General features: G+C 64.7%; 2 protein-coding genes and 1 pseudogene. All 3 read right to left on the bottom strand.

Features of this window, described 5'->3' with window-relative positions; genetic code table 11:
* Positions 1-419: pseudogene (locus tag ACFSM0_RS17590) on the bottom strand (hypothetical protein); the annotation flags it as partial.
* A 68-nt stretch (positions 420-487) separates the two neighbouring features.
* Positions 488-766 carry a hypothetical protein gene (locus ACFSM0_RS17585; protein WP_377393658.1) on the bottom strand — a complete coding sequence of 93 codons (279 nt, stop codon included), beginning with the start codon at positions 764-766 and terminating at the stop codon, positions 488-490.
* A gap of 57 nt (positions 767-823) precedes the next feature.
* Positions 824-1,056 (bottom strand): hypothetical protein (locus ACFSM0_RS17580; RefSeq protein ID WP_377393655.1); only part of this gene is annotated, 233 nt, incomplete at its 5' end.

Raw genomic sequence — 1,056 nt, 5'->3', positions numbered from 1 at the left:
CCGGAATGGGGACGATGGGCATAGACCTTCTCCGCCCAGTCGTTGCACCACTTCTGGAACTCGGGCAGATCCATCTGCACGTCGAAGAGGTCGGCATCGGACATGCCAAGCCGTTTCGAGAAGGCTTTGCGGTTCTCGATCACCTTGCGGTCGGCAACCGAGTGCCCGATGAAGCCCGGACAGGTGGCAAGGTCGCGCTGGAATGTGCCGATCGCGCGCTCGACATGGCCCTTGCTCTTTGGCTCGTAGGGGGCAGACAGCTCGTGCTCGATGTCGAGCGCCGCGAGCAGGCGGCAGATGGCCTTTGCCTTGAAATCGCTGCCGTTGTCGGTCTTGACTCGCCGCGGAACACCCCACCTGCGCCCGCTTCGCCACGCCGCGGGGCGAGGCTGGCAGGCCGGGCAGCTTGGCCTCGGCAATTTCGGCGATGGTCATCCAGCGTTTCATGATCGTTCAACGGTGCTTGAAGGTCTCGCGAAGGGGAAATTCAGCGGCTTGAGGGCCAAGCCCCCACCAGAGCCATGCTCTCCTCGATCGCGTCGAGGTGCCCGAGTTCGAGCAGCGTGCCGAGATCCGTCACCAGCGCTTCGGCGGCGAGCACATAGGCCTCCGCGGCAACATCCCGCGCGGGCCCATCGTGTCCGTCATAGTCCGTCATGATCGGCGCCTGGCGCCGCACGACGCGCAGGCTCTCGATCGAGCGGCGCCACAACGCAACTGGGTTGGTCGGGGACTCCGCATTCTGGCATGGGGCATAGTCGCGCATCGTTCGTCTCCTCAGGAAAAGCCCGGCTGGGCGTTGAAAACGGATCAGATCAGCGGTTCACCGGCACAGCTCGACGATGATCGGCAGAAACAGCGGGATCAGGATCACGAAGGCGAGGATCGAAAGCGCGCCGAGCACATCGCCGATCCAGCAATTCTCGATCCGGTCCGCGAGAGATTTGAGGCGGCGGAGCAAGGGGAGGATGCTCCGGCGCCCGCCGCGCCGCCCGTTCGGGGTGGTGGCTTCTGCGGCGCGGTATTCGACGAAGTCGGCCATCACGCTGCCTCCTT

Source organism: Rhodobacter lacus (assembly GCF_042683065.1).
Lineage (GTDB): Bacteria > Pseudomonadota > Alphaproteobacteria > Rhodobacterales > Rhodobacteraceae > Rhodobacter > Rhodobacter lacus.
Note: the sequence above shows the minus strand (reverse complement) of the source record. Positions and strands in the feature narration are given on the sequence as shown.

What these genes read in the sequence shown, in the direction of transcription:
- ACFSM0_RS17585 (WP_377393658.1), bottom strand. Translation starts at nt 766, where the DNA reads ATGCGCGACTATGCCCCATGCCAGAATGCGGAGTCCCCGACCAACCCA.